The sequence below is a fragment of the Plantactinospora alkalitolerans genome, assembly GCF_015690345.1.
Classification (GTDB): Bacteria; Actinomycetota; Actinomycetes; order Mycobacteriales; family Micromonosporaceae; genus Plantactinospora; species Plantactinospora alkalitolerans.
Genome location: NZ_JADPUN010000131.1, coordinates 1 through 26,251, shown reverse-complemented (window position 1 = coordinate 26,251; position 26,251 = coordinate 1). Strand labels below are relative to the sequence as shown.

The window sequence follows — 26,251 nt, the reverse complement described above, 5'->3', positions numbered from 1 at the left end:
CGGCTGGCCCGGCTCGGTACTGGAGTACCTGGACGTGATCGCCCCGCTGACCGAGCCGGGCCAGCCGTGGGTGAGCACCAGCGGGGTGGCGTCCGCCCGGGGCGATCGGACGTGCAGGAAGTGAATCTGCTCGCCGTCGATCTCGGTGACGAACTGCGGGTGGGCGTTCAGCCGGGCCTCGACGGCCCGCCAGTCGAACCCGTCCCGCCACCTCTCGGCGAGAGCTCGCACCCGGTCGGTGCTCATCCCGTACGCGTCGCCGGTGCCGGGCAGTTCGGCCGGCCAGGACGTGCGGGCGAGCCGGGCGTCGAGGTCGTCGAGGGCGGTCTGCGGGATCTCGACGCGGAACGGGCGGATCGCGGTGTCGGTCATCTCGGTGCTCCTTCGGAACGGAATGCTTCGTTCTGCCTTCAGTGTAGCAGACCGGAACGATCCGTTCCACTATCGGCGGGCTGGCGCACCAGGGTTCGGCGGTCCGTCCGGGCGGGATGCCGGAACCGCTGGCAGCGGCTCCCCCAGGCCGCCGCGAAGGCCGCCCAGGCGAGCGGCGGTGACGGCGAAGGGGTGGACGTGGCGGAATCCCGACCTATCAGGAGGGCAATGGTCAGATGATTCGCGGCAATCCTGCGCATCCGACCAGGAGCGGGTCCGGCCCTTTGCCCTCCACAGGTCATATATTGACTTTTCTTGATGTCCAATGCATGCTGACCGAGCAGACCACGAGGTCCGGCGATACATCAGACATGTCGCCGCGTTGCGGACCTGCGGACCTGACTGCCCGTCGCGGCGGACGGCATGACGATCTGACCGGCACACGCACGCTCTCCGCGCGCCCAGGCACCCCTGACGCGCCGGGTGCGCGGCTTCCCGTGCCCGTGGTCGCAGCCATGTTCCGCCGAAATCTGGAGACGGCATGCGTCGCAGTAGATCGATCATCGGGGCGATCGCCAGGCCCGCTACTGTCGCTCGCGGTCGTCGTTCAACCGGCGTCAGCGGCTCCGGCCTCCCCCGCTCCGCTGTCCACCGAGGCCTCCGGCTACCGCCACGACTCGATCCCCGGCCCCTGAGCCCAGGTCCGGCCTGGAGTGCGGGCGCCACCCCGGAGAAGGCAGGTCCAGGAACCCCGGCCAACGCGTCCGACGCGACGGAGAGTGCGGTACAGGCAAACATCGTCGCGGCCGGCTACCGCTGAGTCGCCACACTACGAGGAATGGGAGCACCTATGCGAGACGGCACCAATCGACACCGTTGGCGGACGCTGATCGCAGTCGCCGTGGCACTCGTTCTCGCCAGTGCCGGCGTCACCGGCATCCGGCTGGGATCGGCGACCGCGGACACTGTCACCCTCGCGGCAACGGCCGGATGTGGCAAGGCGCCGGGGTTGAACAGTGGTACGCACACGATCCAGAGCAGCGGCCAGAATCGCAGCTTCATCCTCCGGGTCCCCGCCAACTACAACAACAGCAACCCGTACCGGTTGATCTTCGCCTTCCACTGGCGGGGCGGCACCATGAACGACGTCTCCTCGGGCGGGACCAGTGGAAGCACCTGGTCCTACTACGGAATGCAGGAACAGTCGAACAACAGTGCGATCCTGGTCGCGCCGCAGGGCCTCGGCAACGGCTGGGCCAACTCCGGCGGTCAGGACGTCACCTTCGTCGACGACATGCTCAGGCGGATCGAGGATGCCCTCTGCGTCGACACGACGCAGCGCTTCGCCCTCGGTTTCAGCTACGGCGGCGGCATGAGCTATGCACTCGCGTGCGCCCGAGCCAACGTCTTCCGAGCGGTGGCAGCCTACTCCGGCGCCCAGCTGAGCGGGTGCAGCGGCGGCACCCAGCCGATCGCCTACTTCGGCCTCCACGGCGTCTCGGACAACGTCCTCAACATCTCCCAGGGACGTTCCCTGCGTGACACGTTCGTGCGGAACAACGGCTGCGCCGCCCAGAGCCCGCGCGAACCCTCGCAGGGCAGCGGACAACACTTCACCACCCTCTACTCATGCCGGGCGGGGTACCCGGTGCAGTGGGCCGCATACGACAGCGGCCACGGGCCAGCTCCGGTGGACGGATGCTCTGGCTGTGAGGACGGCGCCCGGACCTGGACCAAGGCAGAGGTGTGGCGGTTCTTCGCGCAGTTCCAGGGCACCACGCCGACGACGGGTCCGACCAACCCGACGCCGGGTCCGACCACTCCGACGCCGGGTCCGACCGGCAACCGGCTGCGTAACGAGGGAGCCGGTCGCTGCCTGGATGTCAGCCAGGCTTCCTCGGCCAACGGGGCACAGATGCAGATCTGGGACTGCCACACCAACGCCAACCAGCAGTTCACCCAGAACGGTGCGGCCCTGCAGGTGATGGGCAAGTGCCTGGACGTCGCGCCCAACGCCGCCGCCGGCACCCGGGCGCAGATCTGGGACTGCCACGGCGGCGCCAACCAGCAGTGGAACCTCAACAGCAACGGCACGATCAGCAACGCCCAGACCGGGCTGTGCCTGGACGTCAACGGCGGCGGCACCGCCAACGGCACCACGATCATCGTATGGAGTTGTCACGGGGGCACCAACCAACGCTGGGCACGAGCGTAGCGTTCGTCCGATCAGGCGGCCCCGGCATGATGCCGGGGCCGCCTCTGGATCGTGTGTACCTGTGGTGCTGCTGGACCTAGGCCAGGCTCTAGACCCGTTGGAGCTGGAATCGCTGGTTGGCGCTGGTGGAAGGCGTCCACTGAGAGATACGCGCGCCGTCGGCCGTCGACGCCTGCCACACGTCCATGGCCAGGCCGCTCTGCCGGTTGACCAGCCTGACCACCCCGCCGCCCTGGTCCTCTACCCGCCACTGCTGGTTGGCGGCATTGGTGTCGGGTTGCTGGGTGATGTCGGCGCCGGTGCTGTTGCTGGCGGGCTGTAGGACCAGACCGCTGTGCCGTGCCCGGATCCGATGGTAGCCGCCGTCCGAGGACAGGAACTCGAACTGCTGGTTCAGACCGCTGCTGGTTTGCCACTGGATCAACTGCGCACCGGCGGCGGTGGACGCACCGTTGATGTCGGCGGCCTTGCCGCTGTGCTGAGCCAGCAGCCGGTATGACACGCCGCTCTCCACCGGCCCGGACCTCGCCGCGGACGCGCGGTAGGTGTGCCCGGCCAGGCCGGCGAACTCGACGAGATCGGTCTCCAACCGGGTCGGCTGGACCTGTACGCCACTCGTCTCGTCGCGCAGTTCAAAGGTGCTGGCGAAGATCCGGCTACGCACCCGGACGGTGCCGGCGCGGTCAGGAGTGACCGCGACCTCGGTCCTGCTGCTCGTCCAGGTGGCGCCGACGGTGTACCCGCCGCGGCCGCGCAGGCCGGTGACGCTGCCGGTGGACCAGGCCGACGGCAGCGCCGGCAGTACGTGCAACTCACCGTTGTGGCTGTGGAGCAGCATCTCGGCAATGCCCGAGGTAGCGCCGAAGTTCCCGTCGATCTGGAACGGCGGGTGCAGATCAAACATGTTCGGTGCGAGCCGGTCCGTGCGTACCAGGTCACGGAGGAGCTTGTGCGCGCGGGTGCCGTCCTCCAGCCGGGCCCAGAAGTTGATTTTCCAGGCCAGTGACCAGCCGGTCCCGTCGTCACCGCGCAATTCCAGCGTCTGCCGCGCGGCCTGATGCAACTGCGGCGTGCCCCGCTTGGTGATCTGATTGCTCGGATGCAGACCGTACAGGTGGGAGACGTGCCGGTGGGTGCGCTCGGTCTCCACCCAGTCGGCCAGCCACTCCTGCACGTTGCCGCGCGAGCCGACCCGGGTCGGCGCCAACCGGTCCCGAGCAGTCAGCACCTGGGTACGGAAGCTGGCGTCCACGCCGAGGATCTCGCTGGCTCGTGCGCAACCGTTGAACAGATCCCGCAGGATCTGATTGTCCATGGTCGGGCCGGCGCAGACGCTGGCGTTGGCGTGATGCGGCAACTCCGGCGAGTTCGACGGGTTCGTGACCAGATAGCCCAACGTCGGATGGGCGACCAGCGTGTCGAGGAAGAACTGCGCGGCCCCCTTCATCGCCGGATAGTTGGCGCGCAGGAAGTCGACGTTCCCGGTGAACTGGTAGTGCTCCCAGATCATCGTCGCCAGCCAGGCGCCGCCGGTCTGCCACATGCCCCACAGGGCCCCGTCGACCACCGACGCGCCCCGCCACCCGTCGGTGTTGTGATGCGCCACCCAGCCGCCGGCACCGTACTGCACCGAGGCCACTCTGGCACCGCTCACGGTCAGGTCTTTGATCATGTCGAAGACCGGCAGGAAACATTCGGACAGGTTGGTCGTGTCGGCGGGCCAGTAGTTCATCGGCAGGTTCGCGTTGATGGTGTACTTCGAGTCCCAGGACGGGGACAACGAGTCGTTCCAGATCCCCTGCAGGTTCGCCGGCTGGGTGCCCGGCCGTGAGGAGGCGATGAGCAGATACCGGCCGAACTGGAACAGCAGCGCCGAGAACTGTGGGTCGTTCACGCTCGCGTGCTGCGCGATCCGCACATCCGTCGTCTGGTCGGCCGCGGACGTGCGACCCAGGTCGATCGTCACCCGGTTGAACAGCGCCTGATGGTCGGCGACGTGCCGGGCCCGCAGCTGGTCGAAGCCGACGCTGCGGGCGGCGTTGAGGTGGCTACGCGCGATGCCCTGGTAGTCGCCGTTGACGGTGCGGTAGTTGACGTAGCTGGTGCCGATCGACACCAGCAGTGTCACGCTGGTGGCGCCGGCCACGCGCAGAGTGCCACCCGAACTGGTCACGGTGCCACCGGTCACCGTGGCGTTCGCCAACGCCAGGAACCGCACCTGTCCGCTGAGGCCCTCCATGTTGCCGGAGATGCCATCCAGGCTGATCGTCGTGCCATCCGGACTCGACACCGTCGTCCGTTGCGGACTGTCGAAGGTGGCGCTGAACGTGATGGAGCTGGCCCGGTCTGCGGTCAGCCGGACCACGATCACCTGATCCGGCGCGCTGGCGAACACCTCCCGTTGATACCGCACCCCGTTCAACACATATGTCGTCGAGGCCACGGCCGAGGTCAGGTCCAGCGTCCGGTTGTGCTGCGACGCCCCACTGGCCGAACCGAACGACAGTCGAAGGTTGCCGACCGTCTGGTACGCCAACTGCCCGACGGGCCTGCTCAACATTGTCTGGTTGATCAGGTCCTGGGCCGAGGTCCACTGGTCGGCGAAGACCCGCCGCCGGATTTCGCCGAGGTTGGCCGCCCCGGCAGAATTGCTGGAGTCGTGCGGCCCACCGGCCCAGACCGTGTCCTCGTTGAGCTGTAGCTGCTCGGTGTCGATGTTCCCGAACACCATCGCGCCCAGGCGACCGTTGCCAATCGGCAGCGCCCGCAACCAGTCCGTACCCGCGCCCTCGTCGTACCACAGCGCCATATCACCCGCGGCCAGCACCTGCGGCGGCGCCACCGCACCGGCCGTGGCCGCCGCGGTCCAGCCGGTCGGCAACAGCGCGGCCCCAGCTCCCGCCGCAGCGGCGGTGAGAAGTTTCCTTCGGGTCGTTTCTGTCATGGTGGGGTCTCCAAGTGGCGAACGGTGTCGTTACGGAAGGGCCCAGCGTTGGTTGGTACCGCCGGAACAGCTCCGATGATCAGCGGGGTCCCGTCGGCCGAGCTGCCTCCACTGACGTCGACGCACCAGCCGGCGACGCCGGTGATCGGGCCGACCCGCGAGGTGGTACCGGCGGGCAGCACGAGATCGGCGGCGATCGCCGCCATCGTGGGTGTTTCGACAGGACGCTCAGACATCTCGTCGTCAGCTTTCGGCTCGAACACGTGGTAAGGGCCTACGCGGTGCTGCGGTGGCCGCCGCGACACTCGCGTACGCCTCACGGCCCGGCGCCGTCCGGTGCGCGCGATCGATGTACGTCAGTCGTCATACGTTAGATGGGCCGATAGGAGGCAGTCAATACGCCCTTTGGTCGCCGCGCCCGATGGCCGAGTTGGTGGGTCCCGGGCCAGGGGCACCGGGCGCCCGCGCCATCACCCCGACCACCGCGGACCCGTTCGAGACGCGGATGGCTGACCTGCCGTCGTAGCACCGCAAGCTGGTGAGGTGACAAGTCGAGGCGAGGCGCACCAATTGCCGAACACGATGCGTGCGGCTGTCACTCCGGGGCGGACGAGTGGCCGGAGAGCTCAACGACCTCGGAGTTGTAACGAGCCCAGACGTTGGCTCGGTCTTCATCTGTCGGCGCCGCGTGCAGCGCCTGGACAAGCTCGTCCACCTCCCGAGTCATCACCACGAGCACTTGCGCGCCGGCTGTGTCGACAGTGGCGAACGTGTGGGTGGTCCCGGCAGTGACGGTCAGAAATTCACCCTGCTCGAGAACGCGACGGGTATCGCCGACCAGCACCTCGAGGCGACCACGAAGGACGCAGAACGCCTCATCGGAACGATGGTGCACGTGAGGTGGCGCCTGATCACCCGGATACGGCTCCAAGTCCCATCGCCTGAGCACGAAGTCGTTCACGGCCTCAGCGTAGCTGCCATCCAGATCCCGAATCCGGATCCCGATCCGGAATCGGAATCGGATCCGGAATCGGCGTGGGTCGGGAGGAAGCCGCACCGGAACTGCCACGATCAGCGCGTCCCTCCGTCGGACCGAGAGGGTCTCGATCGCGACGAGCCCGGTCCGGCAGTGCCGGTTCTGCCCTGCTAGAGGCTGCGGGCGGTGATATCGCCGTGGGAAGTGGTGGCGTGAATATCGAGTTGGGCGGTGCCGTCGTTCTTGAGGGTGTTGCTGATGCGGCCGTGGCCGGTGCCGGCGTCCAGGGCGGCCGAGACACCGGTGGCGGCGGCGACCGAGATGTCGCCGGACTGGGTCCGGAGCACCACCGTGCCGCGTACGGCCTCGGTGATCCGGATGTCGCCCCTCGCGGTGCTGATCTGCGCGGAGCCGGACACCCTTCCGACCTCGACGTCACCGTCGACCGCGGTGAGGCGGACGCTCGCGGCCTCGTCGATCCTGATCTGGCGGTACGCGCCGTCGAAGGCGACGTCGCCAAGGCGCCCGACGGCGCGGACCTCGGAGCACGCGGCCTTCGCTTCGATACGGGATCCGGCAGGCAGGTTGATGGTCACATCGATGGAGCCCGAGGGACCGAGGAACTGGTTCTTCGCCGCCGCCGAGGTCTTGATCCGCAGGACGCCGTCGCCGTACTCGACAGTGGTCCGCGCCGCCGCCTTCACATCGCGGCTCTTCGAGGCGTTCGCGGGCAGAACCTCGACGGTGGTGTCGGCCCGCTCTGCGGCGATGAACTGGACACGTCCGGCGGGAATGTCCAGGACAGCAATAATCGGGGTGGGGCTGTCGAAGTTCCGCATGATGTTCTCCCGTACCCGGCTGTTGTTCGTCATGCACCCACTATCGGCACCCGTTCCGCCACGCCTCCGCCACGCCGCTGACACGACCGCTGACACGACCGTCCTGCTCCGTGCCGGCCCTCGGCGAAGCTGCCTGCATCCGTTTCGTCACGCACATCGGCATCGACCAGCGGAGATCCTTACTGTCGCTCGGGGCCGGGGGTGGTGTCCTGGTGCAGGATGAACCGGTTGGTCACAGTGGTGGCGACCCAGAGGACCACCCCGATGACGAGCAGCACGGCGGCCACCCTGTAGTCGTCGCTCGCCCGGCCGGACAGCGGGCTGGCAAGGTACGCGCACGAGACCGCACCGATCACGGGGATGACGGTGGGGGCCCGGAAGTGGGTGTGGTCCACGGGATCGCGGCGCAGTACCAGTACGGCGACGTTCACGACGGTGAAGACACTGAGCAGGAGCAACGACGTCGTCCCGCCCAGCGCGGTCAGATCGGCGAACCAGATCAACCCGAAGGCGACCAGGGTGGTGAACACGATGCCGACCCAGGGCGTGCGCCTGGTGGGATGAACCCGTCCAAGGATTCGTGGCAGCACGCCCTCGTTGGCCATGCCGTACAGCAACCGGCTGGCCATCAACATGTTGATCAAGGCGGAGTTCGCCACCGCGAACATGGTGATGAAGGCGAAGATGGTGATGGGAAAGGCCGGCGCTCCGGCCGCGACGACCTTCAGCAGCGGCGCGTCGCCCTCGCTGAGGTCCTGCGGGGAGACCAGGGCGACCGACGAGATCGACACCAGCACGTAGACCAGTCCGGTGATACAGAGCCCGGCCAGCATGACCTTCGGAAAGATTCGGACCGGATCCTTGGTCTCCTCGGCCATGTTCACCGAGTCCTCGAAGCCGACCATCGCGAAGAACGCCAGCGCGGTGGCCGCGGTCACCGAGAAGAACGCATTCTCGCCCGGCGGTGAGTCGAACTCCAGCAGACGGGACATGTCGCCGTCGCCCCCGCCCAGCGCCCAAGCCCCGATGAAGATGACGATGAGCAGACCGGTCAGCTCAACGCAGGTCAGCACCACATTCAACTTGACACTCTCGGACACGCCCCGGAAGTTGACCAGGGCGATGAGCGTCATGAAGGCAACCGCCACCGCGGTGAGCCCGAGGCCCTCGCCGATCGACAGGTCGAAGGCCTCGGCGAAGTTGCCGGCGAACGCCTTCGACGCACTGGACGCCGAGGTGAGGCCCGAACACATCACCGCGAAGGTGACCATGAAGGTCAGGAAGTGGATACCGAAGGCCTTGTGCGTGTACAGCGCCGCACCCGCCGCCCGCGGATACTTCGTCACCAACTCCAGGTAGCTGAAGGCGGTCAGGATCGCCACCACGAACGCCACCAGGAACGGTAGCCACACCGCTCCGCCCACTTCGGCGGCGACCTTGCCAGTGAGCGCGTAGACCCCGGTGCCGAGAATGTCCCCGACCACGAACAGCAGTAGCAGACCGGGGCCGATCACCCGCTTGAGAGTCGGCTCGCCACGCTCGACGGTTTCCTCAGGTGCCCCTGCGTCCGCCACAGGCCCTCCCCCTCGACGTTCGCCTCCGAGATGACCCCCCGGCGCGATGCGTGGTTAACATCATCGATGTGTAGAGCACACCGTATTCGATCCACCGCGCAGGCGCCGTACGAGAGCAGTGGTGATCGGGCGCACCGTGCGGCGCAGCATCAACGCAGGCGCCATCAGCAGGGCAGAACCCACTGCCATACGCAACGGAGGACGACATGCACATCGTGCTAGGCGCCAATCCTGAGGCCGATCAACCGTGGGTCGTCGACGCGGTCGCGGATCTGATCCGGCAGAGCGGCGGCTCGGTCGCCGTGGTCGCCGTCGACGAGGTGGAACTCGAGCGCCTGGCGGCGGCGCCTCGCAGCGTCTTCGCCGAGCGGGCGCAGCGGGCCGCTTCGACGGCGGTTCAACGGCTGGCCGCAGTCGGGATCGAGGCGAGCCAGACGGTGCTGTCCGGCCGTCCCCTGCAACAGATCCTGGACTTCGCCGACCAACAGCAGGCCGATCTGATCGTGGTGGGGTCCAGCACCCGACCTGCGGTGGCTGAACGCCTGCTCGGCAGCCTACCGCTGGCCCTGATAGAGAAATCGCCCCGGCCGGTACTGGTGATCACCAACCCGCACCGTTCCCGCTGACGGTCACAGGGTGATCGAACCCCGGCGCGCCCGTGGACGACGCTCGCGAACAGCCGGCGGGACGATCCAGCCCTCGGGCAACCTCGTCCCGTCGACCCGGCACCGCGTCGAGCCGCGGACACTACGAACTCGGACACGAGACGCCGCCGGCGCTCCGCGCCGCAGAGCCCGCGCCCACTGGATCGTGACCCACGGGTTCCGTGGCCCGCCACCCACGCTCTCGCAATGTTAATCATCGGCTGCGGCTCAGCGAGGCCGTGGCCCGGCCACCCGAGCGGTGGCCGGGCTGGAATCTGGTAGCGGGTATGACGCGGAGCGGGTCAAACAGGGAAACCGACCGCTTTGGTGTCCATGAATTCGCGGACTCCCTCGATGCCCATTTCCCGGCCCATGCCACTGTGGTTGAAGCCGCCGAACGGGGCGCGCTCGTCGAGGTGAGCGGCGCCGTGGGCGTTGACGAAGGTGTAGCCGGTCCGCAGCCGCGACGCGAGCGCCGCAGCCCGGTCGAGGTCCGCGGTCCAGACGGAGGAGCAGAGCCCCGACCAGGTGTGGTTGGCGCGCGCCACGGCGTCGTCCTCGTCGTCGAAGGGCAGGATCGGCAGGGTCGGACCGAACTGCTCCTCGACCACGACGCGGGCGTCGTCGGAGGGGTCGAGCACCAGGGACGGCCGGAGGAAGTTGCCCCGGGAGATGTCCGCCCCGTCGACAGCCTGCCCGAACTCGCGGACCTCGGCGCCGGACCCGCGCGCCTGTGCGGCGAGTTCCCGGACGTACTCCAGTTGTCGCCGGCTGTGCAACGGGCCCATGGTCACGCCCTCGTCGAGGCCGTGACCCAACCGGGTCGCGGAGAGGAGCCCGGCAAGACCCTCGACCACCTCGTCGTAGCGCGACCGGTGTACGTAGAGGCGCTTGGTCGCCATGCAGATCTGACCGGTGGAGTCGAAGGCGCCGGCGAAGAGGCGCCGCATCGCCTCGGCACCGAGGTCGGCGTCGGCGAGGACGATCGCGGGATCGTTGCCGCCCAGTTCCAGTGCCACCCGGGTCAGCGACTCCGCGGCCATGGACATGATCCGCTTGCCACCGGTTGGGCTGCCGGTGAAACAGACCTTCTTGACGCGATCGTCCTGGATCAGCGCCGCACCGATCTCCGCGTCGGTGCCGGTGACGACGTTCAGCACACCCGGGGGCAGCGACTGCGCCACCAGTTGCACGGTGCGGACGGTGGCCAGCGGCGCGGTGGGTGGCGGCTTCACCACGACGGTGTTTCCGGCCAGCAGCGCCTGCGGCAGCGAGGCAGCCAGGATCGCCAGCGGCCAGTTGAACGGCACGATGATCGTCACAACACCCAGGGGCAGGTAGGAGATCTCGGTGCGGTACGGCGGCGCGGGCAGGTGCGTCACGCGCTGGAGTTCGTCGGTCAGCCCTACGGCCAGGTTGAAGCGGTGCTCGAACACGACGGAGTCGATGAACGACTCCATGCGGATCTTGCCGTTCTCGCGGGTGAGCACCTCCGCCGTTGCCGAGCGGTCGTCCGCCAAGGGAGCGAGGGCCGCTGTCAGTAGTGCGGCCCGCTCCTGTGGCGTACGGGCCGCCCACGCCGGGAATGCTCGATCGGCCGCAGCGACCGCGGACGTGGCCTGCTTGGCGCTGGCCGCCGCGGCATAGCCGACGACCGACACCCCGTCGGCCGGGTCGATCACTCGCAGTGTGTCGTCGGCGGTGCAGGTCTCGCCACCGATGAAGAGCTCGGTTCTGATCTCGGGCAACTGCTCCAAGGACACCATCGTCTGTTCCTTCGGGTTCGCAGAACCGGCTGGCACTGTGCGCGAGGCCACGATAGAACGAACGTCGGGCGGTTTCCACGGGCGTTGCACCTGATCATGCCTTCGAGGTACCCGTCCGGGCGGAGGTCCGCTCGAGGACAACGCGGACGAGACGCGCCAGCACGACTGCCCGCGCGCTTCCTGAAAGCGCGCGGGCGGCCGTGCGGGCCACCGTTCTGCGAGCGTACGGCCCTCGGAGTCAGGCGCTCTGTACCTGCCATTTCTGGTTGTCGCCGCCCCAGCATGTCCAGAGCTGGACCTTCAGAGTGCTGGTGTTCACGTCCAGGCAGAGGCCGGATTGACCGTTGCGGATCGTGCCGTCGGCGCCGATCGTCCACCGCTGGTTGGTGCCGCCGTTGCAGGCATACGTGCCCACCGCGGTGCCGTTCGCGGTCCCCCGGTTGTACGCGTCCAGGCACTTCTGGCCGCCGAGGGCGGTGAGCTGTCCCCCGGTTGTCGACGTCCACTGCTGGGCGGCCGTGTTGCCGCAGGTATACACCTGGACCTGGGTGTTGGTGGTCGTGGCGCCGGGGATGTCCAGGCAGCGTCCGGTGCCGACGTTGCGTAGGAGGCTGGCCGAGGGCGGATCGCCGTCACCGCCGTCGCCCTGGCCCCAGCCGTACTTGAGCCGGTCGAGACCGCTGGCGTTGGGTGTGCTGAGCGTGAGGTTGGCACCGGTGCCGTGCAGCTTCTGCATGGCGTACCAGTCGTCGGCCTGGCCGGCGGTGACCTTGCCGCCGAGGCCCGGCCAGTAGATCGACCCGATCCGCAGCTCCCGGAGCACGGTGGTGGTCGCTCGGAAGTAGCGTACGAAGTTGTCGCCACTGGCGGCGTCGTGGTAGTTGAGCCCGGTATCCATCGGGGCTCCGAACTCGTCGATCACGGTGCGGTCGGCGCAGGAGCCGATCGCGTCCCGTAGAAACGTCACCCATTGGTCGTAGTTCTTGGCGCCGCTGAAGAACGTGTAGTGGTGCAGCGAGACGAACGTCCCGTCGAGGCGGCGGTCGGCGCACATCGACTTGATGTCGGTGTTCAGGCCAGCGCCGCTGACGAAGATGCGGTTTCGTGGAATCGACGGGCGAGCGCTGATCCAGTTGCTGACCACGTTCGCCCAGTCGCTGGCGCTGTGCCCACCCGGCTCGTTCATCGGCTCGAAGTAGACCAGGTTGTTGGTGCTGTACCTGGCGACGACGGTGTTCCACATGGTGTCGAACGCGGTCGGGTTGACGATACGGCCGCCGCTGGCGGCCACCCCGTCGTCCCAGTAGGAGAGGACGACCTTGAAACCCTTCGCCGTGGCGGCGTCGATCGCGCCCGTGTACGCGTTCCACCAGTTCGTACCGACGGTGTAGGTGTTGATCGGGAGCCGGACGGTGTTGGCGTCGAGGTTGTTCTGGAAGCCGGTGTAGATCGCGTTGGCCTTGGCCAGGACCGTCGCGTAGCTGTCGGAGCTGCTCAGTCCGTACAGCACCAGCGGACCGCCATGGAAGTTGTCGCCCAGCCGGGCCCAGTTGACGCCACGGAACTGGGTGGTGTCCGCCGAGGCCGGCGACGCCGGCACCCCGACCAGCGCGCCACCCACGACCACTGCGGCAGCCGCAGTTGCCAACCTTGACCGCCACCGACGACGCCACCCCGCGGTACGCGCAGACTCAACCAGCATGGCAACTCTCCTTTTCAGTCAGCTGAACTGAGCCGCTCAGATCAGGCGCGCCGCATCGGCGCGGACGCCGACGACACCCGCGCGCGGGCCACCCCTGGCACCAACGCAACGAGACACAGCGGCGTGGACAGCCGGACGACGCCCCGCCGTCTCTTGTCACGGCCGAACTCTGGGTACTTCACGGTTGTCACCTCCCTGTGCTCGCGACTGGCCGCGGCCGCCGGCCGGAGCCGGCGCGGAGCTTGCTCAGCTCCGCGCCGGCTCCGGCGTCCTCCGGCTAGCGGGTGGAGTCGAACAGGAACTGCGACAGCAGGTACTCGTTCATCTTCAGGCTCTCGCCCAGCGTTGGTTGGCGCCGCCGTGGCAGCTCCACACGATCACCGCGGAGCTGTTGGCGGTGGCCGCACCGTCGACGTCCAGACACAAACCAGTCTGGGCGTTACTGATAGTGCCGTTGCTGTTGAGGACCCACTGCTGGTTCGTTCCACCGCCGCAGTCCCAGATCCGGACCCGGGTACCGGCAGCGGCGTTGGCCGGGGCGTCCAGGCACTTGCCCATCACCTGCAGCGCTCGACCGTTCTGCGTGAACTGCTGGTTCGTGCCACTGTGGCAGTCCCAGATGATCATTTGCGCGCCATTTGTCGCGCTGCCACCGTTGACGTCCAGACACCGGCCGGCCCCCTCGTTACGCAGCCGGTTGCCGGTCGGGTTCGGGCTGGTCCCGCCATTGAGTGCGTCGAGTACCGCGGTGTAGGCGGCCTTCTTGTTGCCCGCGCAGTCGAACAGCAGGGCGTTGTCGGAGCCGCGCCAGGAGTCGCAGTCCCGCACTCCCCACACCGTGATGCCGGTGCAGCGCGAGACCGCCAGACAGGCGCGGGTGACGGTGGCGTAGATGTTGGCCTGGTTGCCGCCCTGGCTGACGTCCAGTTCGGTGATCTGCACGTCGACGCCGAGGTCGGCGAAGCGCTGCAGGTTGGCCTGGTAGTCGCCGGGGATCGAGGTGCCCAGGTGGGACTGGAAGCCGACGCAGTCGATCGGCACGCCACGAGCCTTGAAGTCACGGACCATGTTGTAGATCCCGGTCGACTTGGCGTTGATCCCGTCGGTGTTGTAGTCGTTGTAGCACAGCTTGGCGCCCGGGTCGGCGGCGTCGGCGGCGCGGAACGCCGCTTCGATCCAGTCGTTGCCGGTCCGCTGGAGGTTCGAGTCCCGCCGGCCGCCGCTGCCGCCGTCCGCGAAGGCCTCGTTGACCACGTCCCACGCGTAGATCTGCCCCCGGAAGTGGGTGGCCACCTGTGTGACGTGGTTGATGGCGGCATTGCGCAGGTCACCGCCGGACAGGCCCTGGGCCCATCCGGGCTCCTGGGCGTGCCACAGCAGGGTGTGGCCGCGAACGCTCATCCCGTTGGCCCGGGCGTGGCTGACGATGCGGTCGCCGCCGTTGTAGTTGAACACTCCCCGTTGCGGCTCGGTCGCGTCCCACTTCATCTCGTTCTCCGCGACGAGACTGTTGAACTCGCGGTTGAGCACGGACATGTAGGTGCTGTCGGAGAACTTGTACGTCCCGACAGCCGCGCCGAAGTAGCGGCCTTTCTCGGCCGCCGAGGCACCCAACGTGGTGCCCGCATTGGCGGTCCCGGTGAACACGAACACCATGGGGGCAGCCACCAACGAGGCCAGCAGCAGTCGCAGTATCGCTCTGGTCCGCCGCCGGGGAGGACTGTTCGAATGGAGGAGCTCTCTCATCGCTCAGTACCCTTCCAAAGTCACCTGGTTGTGAGCGCTAACATCGCCGGCCCGCTTGAAGTTCACTCGGTTGGGCAGGAGTGGATGCAACGCTACGCATCGATGCACGCAAGATTGCCAGATTGTTTCAGGGCATTCAAGAGGGAAACGTCGATGCATGCCGGAGAACCGGGCGTCACGCGCTCGATCAGCGACCGGACCCTGGACGGCCGGTGCTGATAACACTTTTCGACATCGATTAGGATCGGCAGGCGCAAAAAGTCGCGACGCTTTTCTGTTATCCGCGCTGGTTGTGGGCGGCCCTGGCGCACCTGGGCCGCCGGCTGCTCACTGTCGACGTGACCGATCTGCCCACCCGCCTCGCCCAGGCCCGGCACACGGCATCGTTAGGATCGGTCGCGGCCAGCACCGTCTGGACCGTACGCCGGCAGGACGACCCGCTCATCCCTGACGGCACCGGCGGCGACCCGGTCCTGAGACGCCTCGCGACGTCGGCGGACCGTCCGGAGGACGATGGTGACCCACACCCCTGCGGCGACCCCGCCCGCGAGGGTGAGCCCGGTGACGAGCAACCAGGTGGAACCGCCAGCCTCGGAGAAGACACCCTTACGCGCGCCGGTGTCCCGGGCCGCGGTCGTGTCTCCCTCGCCGAGGCCTTCAGGCGCGTCGTAGAGGATCACGCTGGCGCGCCTCGTACCGTCCTCGGACACAAAGTCTCCGTGCCAACTGCAGTCACGCCCCGAGCAATCCTCCTGAACGGCGGTGAAGACACCCGCCGTACCGCCGCCGCTCCTCGCCTGCCATGCCGGTACCAGATCGCGGGCAGTCAACACACCGATACCGACAAGGATCGGAAGGCCGACCCAGACGAACACCTTGGCCCGCCACTGACTGATCTTGCTGAGGATCCCCACGGCGGCGAACTCTAGCGTGGCCACAGGCACACGCCGCCGCCGCTGTACCGCGCCAACCTGTCGTGCCGGCTCTGAACCGGAAGTCCTCGGCTCGGGCTGATGATTCATGCCACAAAGAGCGCCGGGCCGCCCGTCTGGAATCTGACAAACATTTGGCTGTCCACACCCGACTCCTGGCCCTTTATGTAAGTGCCGGTCCACCGTATGCCGGATTGCCGTCCGGGGCGGGCGGCCACGTACCCTCAGACGGGTGAAGCGCCCCCTACTCTTCGTGATCATGCCGTTCGGTCTGCGTCCCCTCGCCGACGGCACGAACCATGATTTCGATGCCTTCTACACCGAGACGCTGCGGCCAACCGCGGAAGCGGCCGGCTTCCAGGTGCTGCGGATCGACGAGATCATCGAAGCCGGCACCATCACGAACCAGGCGATCAAGCAGATATACGCGGCCGACATCGTGCTGGCGGACGTCAGCTCCCCCAATAGCAACGTCTACTACGAGTTGGGCGTCCGGCAGGCCATCTCGCCCGGTGCGACAATTCTGGTCGCGGAGAAGAAGACCGTTCTCCCCTTCGATATCGCCAGCCAGCGCGTGCTGCTCTACGACCGCGACTTCAGAACCGACACCACGTTCGTCAAACGGTTCGGCGACGCGCTGATCCTCAGGAACAACCCGGTCAGGAACCCGGTGCAGGACGCTCTCCAGGAACTCGGGGTGGCACCCGATCCGCAGCAGGACCGGGCGGCGTTCGAGCGGGAGTTCACCGCGAAGATCAGCCGGGCCAAGCGGGACGAGCAGTTGGTCGCGGTCTGGCACTGGGCGAAGCAGTTCCCCAACCTGCCGGTGTCCGGTCTGCTGGCGCTGGCCAACGAACTGGCCAGGGTGGAGGACTACGGGATCGCGGCGGCTGTCCTGGAGGCCGCCTATCCCGCGGCCGACGAGGACTACGAGGTGCACCGGCAGCGCGGCTTCTACCTGCGAAAGTTCCAGGACTTCGACGGCGGTTTACGCGAACTGAACCGGGCGCTCGAGCTGAATCCCCACGACCCGCAGACGCTCGGCATGCTGGGTGGCACGGTGAAGCGGCTCGGCCGGTACCCCGAGGCCCTCGACTACTACGAGCGTGCCATGCGCCTCGCGCCCAAGAGCCTCTACCTGCGGGTGGCACACGCCGGCATGGTCATCCTCCGGAACCCGGAGCACCCCGAGCAGGGACTCGAGCTCTACCGTGGCCTGCGCTCCGACATCGAGACGTCGGAGTTCCTGGTCGGTGACTACTGGGCCGACCTGGTCGCCGCCGAGGCGAACCTGGTGTTGGGTGACTTCGAGCGGGCGCGGTCCCGGGCCGTGGACGCCGTGAAGAACGGCGCGCGGCCGGCCGACGCGCGTTCCGCCGCCGAGCAGATCCGGATGCTGGGCCAGTCCGGCATCCATCCCGACGAGGCGGAGAGTCTCGCCGAGTGGGTCGTGCGAGCCTCCCGCAACGACGGCCGGGGCGGCACCGGTTCGACCGTGCCCAGCCGGCAACGACAGCATCTGATCTTTCACATCTCCGACGTCCACTTCGGCACGATGGGCGGCGACGGTGCCCAGGCCCGTCAGATGCACAAATTCCTCGACGACGAGAACTCGCGCCGACTGAGCCTCGAACTCCGCGACGAGTTCAGGCGCGTGCTGACGCACGAGGGCTGTGCCGTGGAGGACGCGACGATCGTGCTCTCCGGAGACCTCGTCTACACCGGAAAGGCGGAGGAGTTCGACCTGGTCCAGAACTTTCTCGTCGAGTTGTGCAACGAACTCGGCATGACCCGTGATCAGGTGGTCATCGTCCCGGGTAATCACGACATCGACTGGGACGTCGCCAGGACGAGCTTGACGCAGCGGTTCGACAACTACCTGACCTTCACGCGTCAGTTCTACGGGAAAGAGCTGTTCCACCAGATCTTCCCGCTGGTCGAATGGGACTTCAGCGTCCTGCACAGCAGGCCGGAGCCGAGCGAGATCATCTCGCTACAGCAGCGGGGGCCGGTGACCTTTGTCGGCTTGAACTCCTGTGTCTTCGAGGACCACCAACACCATTACGGTTACATCGGACTCAAGCAACTCGGTCGCGTTGCCAAACTGCTGCCCGAGGCGGCCGGCGACGAGATCAGAGTCGCCGTCATGCACCACCACCTGCTGCCGTATCCGGAGCCGCTCAGCCCGGCCCGCCGGGCCGCCGAGGTGATGCTGGACATGTCCACCGTCCGCGATGCCGGGATCGTCGAACAGCGGCTGTCCCGGCTGGGATTCTCGCTGGTTCTCCATGGCCACAAGCACAAACCTCAACTGCGAGAGACGTCCGTCCGGCAGCGGCCGGAAGGCTCGGCCTTCGCCGCCCGGTCTCTCATCGTCTCCGGCTGCGGCAGCACCGGCGTGAGCGAGCACGAACTCGAACACAACCAGTCGAACCACTTCGCCGTCATCAAGTTGTTGCGCGACCGCCGAGAGCGTGGTGCCGACTTCGTCCGGGTCGAATGGCGCGAGATGGCACTGCAGATCGGTGCCGAGTGGGTGTCGGGCGGCCGGTGGATGATCAAGGGGTAGGGCGTCGGGCTGGGGGTGTCAGGACCACGACGAGACGGGTTGGTGTCTGTTGGGAGAACCAAGAGCCGGCTCAGGCCGGCCGCCGCGCAATCTCCGCTACCCACCGGTTCCGCGACTACCGACGGACGCGGCATCAGTCGCGAGTCTCGCGGCGATCTTCTGCTGGGCCGAGGAGTCGACGGAGGCGGTCATCCGGTGGTACCTCTGGCGCAAGACCAGCCGCGCGAGGTGGTCGAAAACCTTCCGTGCCCTTGCCGTGTCGTTGGGGGTGGGGGGCGGGATCGTTCCCCTGCTGCACGGTGCGGACGACCGCCTGCCATCCCCCGAATGGGGGTTCGTGCTCCTCGCCGCCGCGGGCGGCTTCGTGCTCGCCGACCGGCTGTCCGGCTTCAGTTCGTCCTGGATGCGGTTCATGCGGACCCAGGCCGCCCTGCAGTACGAGGTGAACCGCGCGAGGGTCCGCTACCTGGCCTGGCGAAGCGGCACATCCGGCGGTGAGGCGGCGCAGCCGGCGCAGACGCGGGAGTTCTTCCGGATCATCGACGGACTCATGACGGCGATCGCGAAGTCCGTGCTCGAGGAGACCTCGGTGTGGGCCGACGACCTGGTCGTGCAGATCGAGCAGGCGACCTCCCGCCTGACGGCGCTTCCGCAGGGAGACGACCTGGTCAACGGTCCGAAGGTGGCTCAAGCGCCGATCGCGGGGCGGCGGGGCGGCTGACGTTGCGAGTGCCGGAAGCCTCGCCGCCGTCAAAGCCACCGGCCCAGAGCCGGCGGCGCTGCCCGCCCGGTCAGCCACGCGGCGAGCGCCGCCGCCTCGCCGCCGGACGCGCGTTGCTTCACCACGTCGAGCGCCAGCTTCGTGTTCAGGTCGTCGGGCAGGTCGGCGAAGGTGATCCCGACGCCGAGATCCACCGCGTGCACCACCACCTCGCGGGTGCGCATCCACGCGAGCGCAGTCGCCGGAACGACACGACCCTGTGCAGTCACGACCTCACTGCTCCAGGCCGCCGCCGGCATCGCTTCGAAGTCGGCGGCGAAGGCCGCCGCGGAGGTACGTACCAGCTCACGCAGTTGTGGCGCAGGCAGGCGGGCGCCCTGCTCGATCTCGGCGTCGCGCTGGTCCTGGTCGGCGTACATCCGGCTCTCCTGCCCGGTGCGCGCCCAGTGCACCAGCCGACGCAGTGCCTCGGCGTTGTAGTGCACGTGCGCGACGACATGCCGACGGGTCCAGCCCGGTAGCAGGGTCGGCGCGTCGAGATCCCCGTCGCTCAGCCCGTCCACCGCGGACAGGAATCGCCCGGTCCCGTCCTCCAGCCACGCTCGGACGCCCATCCTTCGCTCACCGCCACGTTGTCGAGCCGGCCGATTCCGGCTATCTCGGTCACCAGTCGCGATCCACCGGCGAGGTACCTCGGCGGCTTGTGTGCGTGCCCGACCCCGCCGGGGGTGCCGGTGGCGATCACATCGCCCGGCCGCAGCGTGGCGATCGTCGAAGCGTACCGAACGAGCGCGACCGGGGAGAACACCAGGTCGGCGGTGTCGACCTTCTGCATCAGCTCGCCGTCCACCGCCGCGGTCATGGTCAGGGTCGGGTTCACGCCGCCGGGCAGCTCGTCGGGGGTGACCAGGACCGGCCCGAAGGGGGTGGTCGCCTCGAACGTCTTGCCCTGCAACCACTGCGGCGTACGGTACTGCCAGTCACGCATGGTCACGTCGTTCAGCACGCTGAAGCCCGCGATCGCCGCCGCCGCCTGCTCCTCGGTGGCGCGCCGGACGCTGGCACCGATGACGACGGCGAGTTCGGCCTCCCAGTCGGCGGCCTGCGACTCGGCCGGCAGCGCGATCGGATCGGTGGCGCCCACCAGCGCGTCGGCGTACTTGGCGAACAGGGTCGGGAAGGTCGGCAACTCGCGGCCCATCTCGAGGATGTGGTTGCGATAGTTCAGTCCGACGCAGATGATCTTTCCAGGTCGCGGCACCAGCGGCGCGAACTCCGCGCCGTCCGGCGGATACGTCGGGCCGCTCGCCGCCGCGGCGAGGTCCGCCCAGCCGTCCCGGCCCAGCAGCTCACCCACATCGGCCGCGCCAACGTCCACGTAGCCGTTCCGGTCCACCCGCACCGCCCGGGTACCCCCAGCGACGCGCAGAGTAGCGAGCCTCACCGGTCGACTCCTTCCGATCCGTCTTCCACCCGCACCCGATGCTGGTGCAGCCGCTCGAAGATCGGCGTATCGCTGAACCGGAACAGGTCGACGCCGGTGTCGGACTCGATGGTCAGCGGCTGCCAGGACGGCACCACGAACAGGTCGCCGTGCTCGACCGTCCACTCACGATCGCCGACACGCACCTGACCGGCGCCGGAGAACACCTGGTAAACCGCCGAGCCGACCTCCCGCCGGGTCCGGGTACGCGTGCCAGGCCGGAGGCGGTGGAACTCGGCGCGGATCGTCGGCATCACGTCGCCGCCGGTTGTCGGATTGGTGAAACGCACCGCAGCGTGCCCCGGCTCGACCACGCCCGGGTACCCCTCGTCCGCCAGCGCCAGTTGGTCGTCAAGCGCCCGGTCGGTGAACTCCCACCGGTACGCGGCAATCGGCGAACTCGGTGTCGGCCGGCCCGCCGCCGACACCGGAGCGATGCCCGGATGCGCCCACAGCCGTTCGGACCGGGACCGCCCGGGGGTGCTGTGGTCGTCCACCACGTCGGGCCCGAACTCGAAGAACGCCGACCCGGTCAGGTGCGCGAACGGAATGTCCAGACCGTCGATCCACGCCATCGGTGCGTCGCTCTGGTTGTGGTGCCCATGGAACCGCCAACCCGGGGTGAGCAGGAAATCACCGCGACGCATCGCGACCGGGTCGCCGTCCACCACGGTCCACACGCCCTCCCCCTCGACGACGAACCGGAAGGCGTTCTGGGTGTGCCGGTGCACCGGCGCGCTCTCCCGCGGTCCGAGGTACTGGATCGCGGCCCACAGGGTCGGGGTGGCGTACGGCGCTCCACCGAGGCCCGGGTTCGCCAGGGCGATGGCCCGGCGTTCGCCGCCCCGCCCCACCGGGACGAGCGCGCCGGCCCGTTCCGCCAGCGGCAGCAGGTTACGCCAACGCCACGCGTGCGGCCTCGCCGCCGACCGTGGCTCCGGCGGCATCAGGTCCCCGATCTCGGTCCACAACGGGACCAACAACTCGTTCTCAAACCCGCGGTAGAGCTCGTCCAGTTCGGGCGTGCGGTCCGGCTGGCCCGGACCGGTCGAGGCGATGATCCTGACGGGGTGGGATTCGGTCGTGGTCATTCGGTCGTCCTCCGTGGGGTGTAGCCGGTGACCTCCGTGTAGTGCCGTGAGATCGCCACCAGTTCGTCGGGGCTGATCACGTCCTCGACGCGCTCGAACGGCCGGTCGCCGGTCCGCTCCCAGACCTCGCGAAGGATGACGTCCGGCGGAGTGCTGCGGTTGGTGTAGACGACCCGCGCGGCGGCGGGCAGCCGCTCGTCCTCGTACGCCCGCAGCGCCCGTACCGGGTCGTCGTCGGCGGACAGGCAGCGGCGCAGCGCCCAGGCGTCGAGGATCGCCTGGCCGGCACCGTTGGAGCCGCGCGGCACCATCGGGTGCGCGGCGTCACCGAGCAGCGTCACCCGGCCGAACGTCCAGCGGTCCAGCGGATCCTGGTCGACCATCGGATACTCGAGCACCTCCTCGGTGCCGCGCAGCAGTGCCGGAACGTCCAGCCAGTCGAACTGCCAGTCCTCGAACGCGCCGACGAAGTCCTCGAACTGCCCGCGCCGGCCCCAGTCGCGCTGGCGATGGCGGGGGGTCTCCAGCTCGGCCACCCAGTTGATGAGCTGGTTGCCCCGCCCGTCGACGTCCTGGCGGATCGGGTAGATGACCATCTTGCCGTGGCTGAGCCAGCCGGCCCGGATCATGCTGGCGCCGCTCAGGATCGGCGGCGCCACCGTCACCCCCCGCCACATGTTGACCCCGGCGTAGCGCGGCTCCCCCTCCTCCGGATAGAGCTGGGCCCGGACGGTGGAGTGGATCCCGTCGCAGCCGACCACCACCTCCGCCGGCTCGTCCGGCAGCACAGCGCCCGTGCCCGAGCTGCGGAAATGGACCCGTGCACCGCGCTCATCCTGGCTCACTGCGGTGCAGCGACGGTCGAGCCGGACCGCGTCCGCACCCAGCCGGTCGCGCACCGCGTCGAGCAGCACCTGTTGAAGGTCGCCGCGGTGGATGGAGAACTGCGGATGCTCGTGCCCCGCGTACCGTCCGCTCGGCTCCCGGTGGATGAGCTGGCCGAACCGGTTGAAGAACACCGACTCCCGGGTGGTCACCGCGACCCGTGCCAGGTCGTCCGTCAGGCCGAGCCGGGCCAGGATCCGCGAGGCGTGCGGCAGGATGTTGATGCCGACGCCGAGTGGACGGATCTCCGGCACCGCCTCGTAGACGCGGCACGGGATCCCGGCGTCGTGCAGCTCCAGGGCAAGCACCAGCCCGCCGATCCCGGCGCCGACGATCGCGACCCCGGCGAACCCACGATCTGACATGTCACCTCCTGGCTGCATGGCTACGGTCCGAAGTCATGGCTACGGTCCGAAGTCGTCGGAGGCGGTCATCACCTCGATAAGCGTCGGATGGTCGAGCCGGCGCGCCGCGTCGAGACGTTCACGCAGGTCGGCCAGCGAGTCGACCCGCTGGCCGGGCACGCCGAAACCGGTGCTGATGTCGGCGATGTTCGGGCCGGCGATGTCGGTGCCCGGCCACTGGTTCTGTCGCACCGCGTGCCCACCGAACCTGCGTAGCGCGGCGCCGACGGCCGCGTACCGCTCGTTGTTGAGCACCACGTAGGTGACCGGGATGTTGCGGCGGGCCGCGGTCCACAGCGCCGGCATCCCGAACTGGAACACGCCGTCGCCGAGGATCGCCGCCACCTGCCGGTGCGGCATGCCGAGCTTGACGCCCAGTGCCGCACCCATTCCCCAGCCCAGCGACCCGGAGGTGGAGACGAAGTAGTCGTCGCCGGTCCGCTGCTCGGCCCGCTGCTGCAGCACACCGCCGGCGGTGGTGGCGTCGCCGACGAGGGCGACCCCGCGCAGCGCCTCGGTCACCACATCCACCACGTCCGCCGGGCGCAGCCCACCGCCCACCGTGCGGGTCGGGGCGCTGCGCGGTTCGGGCGAGTACGCCGGCACGTCACGGGGCTCGACCGGCAGCGGAACGGTGTTCAGCAGTGCCTCGATCAGCAACCGCTGGTCGCCGACCAACCCGACGTCGACGCCGTGGATCGCGGCGACGTGCTGCGGGTCCGTGTGGCTGTGGATCACCCGCGCGCCCGGCGGAAGCTGGGGCACCCGGGCCTGTTCGAACTCGTTGAACAGTCGCGCGCCGAGGAAGACCAGCAGGTCGGCGTCGCGGACCAGCGGGTGCTGCGGGATGTACTGCCCGTGGAAGTTCGGGTGGTCGGTGGGAAATCCGGGACGCTCGAGCCCGCGCCGGTCCTCGTGCAGCACCGGAACGCCCAGCTTCTCGCTCAGCGCGACAAGTGCGTCGATCGCGCCCACCCGGGCGAGTTCGCTGCCGGCGACCAGTACCGGCCGCCGCGCGTCGGCGATCAACTTGGCGGCCGCGGCGAGCGCGGCCGGCGACGGCGCGGTCCGCGAGTCGAACCGGTACCCGTCAGCCAGTGGTACCGCAGCCTCGATCTGCTGCTCGGCGAGGTCCTGGCTGAGCCCGACCCAGACCGGTCCGGCCGGTTCGGTCAGCGCCGTCCGGAACGCGCGGTTGACGTCCTCCGGGATGCCTTCGGCGGTCAACGACTGCCAGTCGGACTTGACGTACTGGTGGACCAGGTCGCGCATCCGCCGGCCGGTGGTGAAGCCGCCGCGGGACTGGATCGAGCTGGCTTTCAGGCCGTTCAGCACGACGACCGGCGAGTACGCGAGCTGTGCGGCGTACAGGTTGCTCAGCCCGTTGGTCAGGCCGACGTTCGCGTGCAGGTACGCCACGCTGGGCAGGCGAGTGGCCCGGGACAGTCCGTCGGCGATCGATACCGTGACCCCCTCGTGGGTGGTCAGGACCAGCTCGACGTCGTCGCGTACCACCAGCGCGTCGAGGACGGCGGCCTCCGTACTACCGGGGCAGGTGAAGATGTGCCGGACGTCCCACGCGCGCAGCACGTCGAGCAGGACATCGGCGACCGGTCGTGGCACTTTGACGCTCCTTCCCGCCCTCAGGCGGTGACCAGCTCGAGCAGGTGGCGGCGCAGCTGCCCGAAGGTCTTGCTGGACCGGGTGGTCAGTTGGTTCCGTGGCCGCTCCAGCGGAATGTCCACGATCTCCCTGACCACGCTCGGCGGACTGGACAGCACCACCACCCGGTCGGCAAGGTAGACCGCCTCGTCGATGTCGTGGGTGACCAGGACGACGGTGATGTTGTATTCGTTGCGGACCCGCAGGATGAGGTCTTCCAGGTCGAAGCGCGTCTGCGCGTCGACGGACGCGAACGGCTCGTCCATCAGGATCAGGTCCGGCTGGTGCGCCAGCGCCCGGGCGATCGCCACCCGCTGCTGCATGCCGCCGGAGAGCTGCCACGGATACCGCTTGCCGACATCGTCGAGCCCGACCGCCTGGAGCACCTCGTCGATCCGCTGCCTGCGTTTCCGCTTGTCGTAGCCGGCGACCTTGAGCGGCACGGCGACGTTCGAGGCGATGGTGAGCCAGGGAAACAGCGAGCGGCTGTAGTCCTGGAACACCACGCTGAGCCGGTCGGGAACGCGGCGCAGCGGCGTACCTTCGAAGAGCACCTCGCCGGAGGTGGCCGGCAGCAGGCCGCTGAGGCAGCGCAGCAGCGTGGTCTTGCCGGCACCGCTGGGCCCCACGACGCAGACGAAGTCACCCTTGCCGACCTCGAACGACACGTTCGCGACCGCCTCGCGCTCGTCGGGCCGCCCGGCGTTGTAGACCTTTCGCAGGTCACGGATGGACAGCACCGGTGAACTGGTGTTGGCCTCGACCCCGCTGGTCGCCTCCGGTTGCGACATCTCCTCAACCCTTCTCTTCGACAGCGCGCGCGCCGATGTACCAGCCGAGTACGACCCGCTCGACGGCGATGAACAGGAACGTCAGGGCACTTCCGATCAGGGCCAGTACGATGATCCCGGTCCACATGTCCGTGAACGCGAACCGCTGCTGGGCGTCGAGGATGAAGAAGCCGATTCCGGACGTCGACGCGACCAGTTCACTGACCACCATCATGATCACTGAGATCTGCAGGCTGTGCCGCAGCCCCGCCATGATCTGCGGCATGGCACCGGGCAGCACCACCGAGCGGACGGTGTGCAGCGGTGACATGTGCATCACCTTCGCCGTGTCCAGCTTGATCGGGTCTATGCCGCGCATGCCGTCGATCGTGTTCAGCAGGGTCGGCCAGATCGCCGCCAGGATGATGATGGTTACCTTCATGCCCGACTCGATGCCCATGACCGCGATGACGGCCGGCAGGATCGCCGGAGCGGGAATGACGTAGATGAAGTACAGCAGCGGCGACACGGCGTCGTTGGTCCGCCGGAACCGCCACAACAGCGCGCCCAGGCCGACGCCCAGCACCCCGGCGCTGCCGTACCCGATCGCGAAGTGCGTCAGACTCGGCCGCAGCATCTCCTTGGTGTCGCCGACGATCCACAGCTCGTACAGCCGCGTCACGATGTCCTGCAACGGCGGGAAGAACGTCGACGTGCTGTCGGCCGACAGCACCCACCACAGGATCAGCCCGGTCACGCCCACTCACGCGTCGACCCCGCACCCGGCCATGCCGTCGGTGGGTAGGCCGGCGGCGTCGGCGATCGCGGTAACCAGCTGGGTGGCAGGTACCTCCCATTTCGCGTTCGGCGCGGCCGGGAGCGGGACCGCGCCCGGTCACCCGGACTCGGCGCTGTCCTGGATCGCCTGCCGGAAGACCCGGGACCGGTGCGCGTAG

At 68.4% G+C, this 26,251-nt stretch carries 22 protein-coding genes; 4 read left to right on the top strand and 18 right to left on the bottom strand.

Translation table 11 applies throughout. From position 1 onward, the window contains the following. Positions 1-372: epoxide hydrolase N-terminal domain-containing protein (locus tag I0C86_RS12380; protein WP_196201374.1), on the bottom strand; the 372-nt coding region annotated here is incomplete at its 3' end. Between the two features lie 850 nt (positions 373-1,222). On the opposite strand from I0C86_RS12380, the gene I0C86_RS12375 reads away from it, so the two are divergent. Then, complete coding sequence (locus I0C86_RS12375) at positions 1,223-2,587, top strand: ricin-type beta-trefoil lectin domain protein (protein WP_196201373.1); 1,365 nt, start codon at positions 1,223-1,225, stop codon at positions 2,585-2,587. A gap of 88 nt (positions 2,588-2,675) precedes the next feature. On the opposite strand, the gene I0C86_RS12370 is transcribed toward I0C86_RS12375, so the two are convergent. The 5 genes from I0C86_RS12370 to I0C86_RS12350 all read right to left on the bottom strand — a co-directional run bounded on the left by I0C86_RS12370 (position 2,676) and on the right by I0C86_RS12350 (position 8,920). Further along, on the bottom strand, positions 2,676-5,531 hold the full coding sequence (locus tag I0C86_RS12370) for a glycosyl hydrolase family 95 catalytic domain-containing protein (RefSeq protein ID WP_196201372.1): 2,856 nt from the start codon (positions 5,529-5,531) through the stop codon (positions 2,676-2,678). Further along, positions 5,528-5,767 (bottom strand): hypothetical protein, encoded by a 240-nt coding sequence (locus I0C86_RS12365; RefSeq protein ID WP_196201371.1) that lies wholly within the window; start codon positions 5,765-5,767, stop codon positions 5,528-5,530. Before I0C86_RS12365 ends, I0C86_RS12370 begins: the two co-directional genes overlap by 4 nt. Positions 5,768-6,126: 359 nt before the next feature. Continuing rightward, entirely contained in the window at positions 6,127-6,492 is a 366-nt protein-coding gene (locus tag I0C86_RS12360) for a cupin domain-containing protein (protein ID WP_196201370.1), read from the bottom strand. A 185-nt stretch (positions 6,493-6,677) separates the two neighbouring features. After that, a complete protein-coding gene (locus I0C86_RS12355) occupies positions 6,678-7,379 on the bottom strand; it encodes a DUF4097 family beta strand repeat-containing protein (RefSeq protein ID WP_323373604.1) in 702 nt (233 codons plus the stop codon). A gap of 146 nt (positions 7,380-7,525) precedes the next feature. Next, entirely contained in the window at positions 7,526-8,920 is a 1,395-nt protein-coding gene (locus I0C86_RS12350; protein ID WP_196201369.1) for an APC family permease, read from the bottom strand. Between the two features lie 206 nt (positions 8,921-9,126). On the opposite strand from I0C86_RS12350, the gene I0C86_RS12345 reads away from it, so the two are divergent. Continuing rightward, positions 9,127-9,546: a universal stress protein gene (locus tag I0C86_RS12345; protein WP_196201368.1), complete on the top strand. Its 420-nt coding sequence runs from the start codon at positions 9,127-9,129 to the stop codon at positions 9,544-9,546. 320 nt (positions 9,547-9,866) lie between these two features. Here the strand turns inward: I0C86_RS12345 and I0C86_RS12340 are convergent, their stop codons facing one another. The 5 genes from I0C86_RS12340 to I0C86_RS12320 form a co-directional block, all read right to left on the bottom strand. Beyond that, positions 9,867-11,330, bottom strand: coding sequence for an aldehyde dehydrogenase family protein (locus I0C86_RS12340; RefSeq protein ID WP_196201367.1), 1,464 nt, complete (start codon positions 11,328-11,330; stop codon positions 9,867-9,869). Positions 11,331-11,568: 238 nt separating this feature from the next. After that, positions 11,569-13,032 carry a ricin-type beta-trefoil lectin domain protein gene (locus I0C86_RS12335; protein WP_196201366.1) on the bottom strand — a complete coding sequence of 488 codons (1,464 nt, stop codon included), beginning with the start codon at positions 13,030-13,032 and terminating at the stop codon, positions 11,569-11,571. A 327-nt stretch (positions 13,033-13,359) separates the two neighbouring features. Next, positions 13,360-14,778 carry an endo-1,4-beta-xylanase gene (locus tag I0C86_RS12330; protein ID WP_196201365.1) on the bottom strand — a complete coding sequence of 473 codons (1,419 nt, stop codon included), beginning with the start codon at positions 14,776-14,778 and terminating at the stop codon, positions 13,360-13,362. Positions 14,779-14,870: 92 nt separating this feature from the next. Beyond that, positions 14,871-15,155, bottom strand: a complete 285-nt coding sequence (locus I0C86_RS12325) for a hypothetical protein (protein WP_196201364.1) — start codon at positions 15,153-15,155, stop codon at positions 14,871-14,873. A gap of 9 nt (positions 15,156-15,164) precedes the next feature. Next, positions 15,165-15,692 carry a hypothetical protein gene (locus I0C86_RS12320; protein ID WP_196201363.1) on the bottom strand — a complete coding sequence of 176 codons (528 nt, stop codon included), beginning with the start codon at positions 15,690-15,692 and terminating at the stop codon, positions 15,165-15,167. A 250-nt stretch (positions 15,693-15,942) separates the two neighbouring features. Between I0C86_RS12320 and I0C86_RS45010 the strand changes: the two genes are divergently transcribed. Next, complete coding sequence (locus tag I0C86_RS45010; protein ID WP_196201362.1) at positions 15,943-18,279, top strand: metallophosphoesterase; 2,337 nt, start codon at positions 15,943-15,945, stop codon at positions 18,277-18,279. Between the two features lie 49 nt (positions 18,280-18,328). Beyond that, positions 18,329-19,000: an SLATT domain-containing protein gene (locus tag I0C86_RS12310; protein ID WP_196201361.1), complete on the top strand. Its 672-nt coding sequence runs from the start codon at positions 18,329-18,331 to the stop codon at positions 18,998-19,000. 29 nt (positions 19,001-19,029) lie between these two features. Here the strand turns inward: I0C86_RS12310 and I0C86_RS12305 are convergent, their stop codons facing one another. Genes I0C86_RS12305 through I0C86_RS12275 form a run of 7 tightly spaced genes read right to left on the bottom strand, consistent with a single transcriptional unit; the run spans position 19,030 to position 26,052 of the window. Next, the gene (locus I0C86_RS12305) at positions 19,030-19,563 is read right to left on the bottom strand and encodes a maleylpyruvate isomerase N-terminal domain-containing protein (protein WP_323373603.1); all 534 of its coding nucleotides are present in this window, start codon (positions 19,561-19,563) and stop codon (positions 19,030-19,032) included. After that, positions 19,551-20,444 (bottom strand): fumarylacetoacetate hydrolase family protein, encoded by an 894-nt coding sequence (locus I0C86_RS12300; RefSeq protein ID WP_196201359.1) that lies wholly within the window; start codon positions 20,442-20,444, stop codon positions 19,551-19,553. Before I0C86_RS12300 ends, I0C86_RS12305 begins: the two co-directional genes overlap by 13 nt. Then, entirely contained in the window at positions 20,441-21,574 is a 1,134-nt protein-coding gene (locus I0C86_RS12295) for a cupin domain-containing protein (protein WP_196201358.1), read from the bottom strand. Before I0C86_RS12295 ends, I0C86_RS12300 begins: the two co-directional genes overlap by 4 nt. Further along, positions 21,571-22,824: a flavin-dependent oxidoreductase gene (locus I0C86_RS12290; RefSeq protein ID WP_196201357.1), complete on the bottom strand. Its 1,254-nt coding sequence runs from the start codon at positions 22,822-22,824 to the stop codon at positions 21,571-21,573. The genes I0C86_RS12295 and I0C86_RS12290 overlap by 4 nt, the downstream gene beginning before the upstream one ends. Before the next feature lie 39 nt (positions 22,825-22,863). Continuing rightward, the gene (locus tag I0C86_RS12285) at positions 22,864-24,486 is read right to left on the bottom strand and encodes a thiamine pyrophosphate-binding protein (protein ID WP_196201356.1); all 1,623 of its coding nucleotides are present in this window, start codon (positions 24,484-24,486) and stop codon (positions 22,864-22,866) included. 20 nt (positions 24,487-24,506) lie between these two features. Continuing rightward, entirely contained in the window at positions 24,507-25,316 is an 810-nt protein-coding gene (locus tag I0C86_RS12280; protein WP_196201355.1) for an ABC transporter ATP-binding protein, read from the bottom strand. A gap of 4 nt (positions 25,317-25,320) precedes the next feature. Further along, positions 25,321-26,052, bottom strand: a complete 732-nt coding sequence (locus tag I0C86_RS12275; protein WP_196201354.1) for an ABC transporter permease — start codon at positions 26,050-26,052, stop codon at positions 25,321-25,323. Positions 26,053-26,251 lie beyond the last annotated feature (199 nt).